The sequence below is a fragment of the Streptomyces sp. NPDC058964 genome (assembly GCF_042741275.1).
GTDB lineage: Bacteria > Actinomycetota > Actinomycetes > Streptomycetales > Streptomycetaceae > Streptomyces.
In genome coordinates this window covers 1-2,396 of sequence record NZ_JBHYKH010000836.1, presented here as the reverse complement: position 1 = coordinate 2,396, position 2,396 = coordinate 1, and the positions used below count along the sequence as shown (strand labels likewise).

Genomic DNA, 2,396 nt, shown 5'->3' with positions numbered 1-2,396 from the left:
GGGGGGGGGGGGCCCCGGGGGGGGGCCGCCCCCCCCCCGCTTGTGGGCGGGCCTTTGTTGGCGGCCCCGGGGGGCGCCGCGGCCCCGCCGTCGATCGAGCGGACCAGCGACGCGGCGGCGCCGGTGACCATGCGGACCGGGTTGCGCTGCACGAACGCCTTCAGCGCCGACCGGCGGCCGTTGCTCAGGCCGCGTTCGGCGAGGGCCGCCTCCATGGAGCGCTGGGTGGACTCGCGGGTGACGCCGATGACGAGGGTGCGGGCGCCCATCGCCTCGGCGCACAGCAGCGCGCCGTCCAGGATCAGGTGCGGAGCACGGTTGATGAGCACCGTGTCCTTGCGGCAGGCCGGCTCGTCCTCGCTTCCGTTGACGACGACGACCGGCCGTACGCCGCGCTTGATCGCCGCTTCGGCGACCGAGCGCAGCTTCTTGTGGAAGGGGAAGCCCGCGCCGCCGCGGCCCTTCAGGTTGATGCGTTCCGAGAGCTGCGCGAGCTGCTCGCCGCCCAGGGGTTCGAGCGGCCCGTGCACCTTCAGGTGCATGGGCAGATCGAGTCTTTCGACAAGGTCGAAGCCCGACGTGAGCTGAGGAAGACCGACCACGCGGACTTCTGGGACGTCGGGCAGGGCCTCGTTCACCTATAGCCTCCGGAAGGCGTGTTCCAAGGTTCGCCCGAACCCGGCGCGTCGAAGGACGAGCCGGGGGATGGTTCATTGGCGGGACCGCTGTTGTACGTGTCGTTCGAGTTGTACGTGCCGTAGAAGGTGTTCGTCTCACCGGTGTCGTACACGTCACTTCCGCCGTACCCGCCGCCGCCCGAATTGCCGTAGACCGGGATGGTGTATCCGGTGTCCTGGAGCGGGTCGTAGGCCGACGGCGGCGCCTCGCCGACCGGCGGCGGGGACGGGATCGGCCAGCTGCCCGAGGTGCTGGAGGGGCCGTCCATGCGCGGCATCGCCGCCGTGGCCTGCGCGTCCAGTGGCAGGTCCATACGGGCGGTCTGGCCGGTGGAGTACTGCTGCTGGGGCTGCGCGGGGGTCTGTACGGCCCGGTAGGCGGCCGCGAAGCCGGAGGCGGGCTCCGGGGCCGGCTGGGATGCGGCAGCGTCGTACAGGGATCCGGCGGACGCCGGCGCGCGCCGCATGGAGGCGGTGTCGGTGAACGACGCCTGCTTCTCGTAGCCCGGAAGGCTGGACGCGGCTTCGGCCATGCGGCCCCGGCTCGCGTCCAGGTCGTCGAGGGCCGACCGCTGTTCGTTGCCGATGATCGCCACGATCCGGTCGGCGACCTTGCGCTTGACGGAGCGCGGCGCGGCACGCAGCGCGAGAGCCGCCATGACCCCGAGCAGGCACAGTTCGTACGACACCATGAAGAACGGCTTCGCGGCGCGCCCCGCGAACAGGCCGTGGATCAGCGCCGCACACAGGGCCGGGTAGGCCAGCATGTGCATCGCCCGCCAGCGCGCGGCCACCGGGGCCGGGGACGCGAACTGGTTGCGCAGCGCGCCCGTGATCCCCACGAAGATCATGAGCAGGCCGGCCGTGGAGCCGAGGCCGATGAGCCCCGCGCTGCCCGTGACGCCGAGGCTGAAGGGGATCAGTGCGGCGATCAGGACGGTGTGGTCCAGCGCCAGCTTGATGGTGATGTGCACCAGCAGGAACGCGATCGAGGCGACGGCGGTCACTCGGTGGATGCCTTGGGCGACGATCCGCTGGCGCGTGTCGAGGATGAGCCGGTCCTGGGCGACCAGGCCCCAGATCACCGAGCAGGTGAGGCTGACGAGCGACAGGACGCCGGCACCGAAGTTCAGGAAGTCCTGGAGCCAGGTGCCTCCGTTCACCACCACCACGGGTATGAGCAGCAGGACGACAGCCGACGCCACCCCGTAGGCCGACCGGCCCGGCTTGGGGAGGGAGCTGTTACTACGACGAGGGTTCATGGGGGCAACTCCGAGCAGTTCGGGAAAGCGGTCCCGCTGCCGAACTCTAAGCGGCGTCATACCGATCAGTACGAGGTTTGAGTTATTGCGTTGTTATCAAAGGACAATGCGGCTGTTGCGATGTCCCTTAGCGGGTGTTACGCGAAGTAATCATTGAGAGCGCTCCTGTGTTGGTTGTTGTCGACCAGGCATACGGAAGCGCGTCGCGTCCTGCTCAACGCCTGCGGTACCCTGACGCCATGCGTGCCGTACGCCTTCTGCTTAGCGGGCCGCGCTGATCAGTCCCGACCCCGGTCCCGTTCCGGCGGTCGGAATCGGCGCGGCGTCCCCTCCTGTGCGAGGGGATTTTTCATTTCCCGGCAATCGCAGCCGCTGGTCTTGAAGGTCGCAGCCGCAGGCAGAGACGACCGATGGAGCTTTGAGGATCATGAGCGAGACGAACCCCGCTGCCCCCGCT

Annotated in this window: 1 protein-coding gene and 1 pseudogene; both read right to left on the bottom strand. The window is 69.4% G+C overall.

Annotated elements, in window-relative coordinates:
* A pseudogene (locus ACFW2E_RS45395) lies at positions 1–638 on the bottom strand (oxidoreductase); the annotation flags it as partial.
* The gene (locus ACFW2E_RS45390) at positions 635–1,939 is read right to left on the bottom strand and encodes a cytochrome b/b6 domain-containing protein (protein WP_384477629.1); all 1,305 of its coding nucleotides are present in this window, start codon (positions 1,937–1,939) and stop codon (positions 635–637) included. The pseudogene ACFW2E_RS45395 and the gene ACFW2E_RS45390, both read right to left, overlap by 4 nt.
* Between the last annotated feature and the right edge of the window lie 457 nt (positions 1,940–2,396).

Excerpts from the sequence above, each read along its gene's own strand:
- ACFW2E_RS45390 (WP_384477629.1), bottom strand. The coding sequence starts at position 1,939 with ATGAACCCTCGTCGTAGTAACAGCTCCCTCCCCAAGCCGGGCCGGTCG.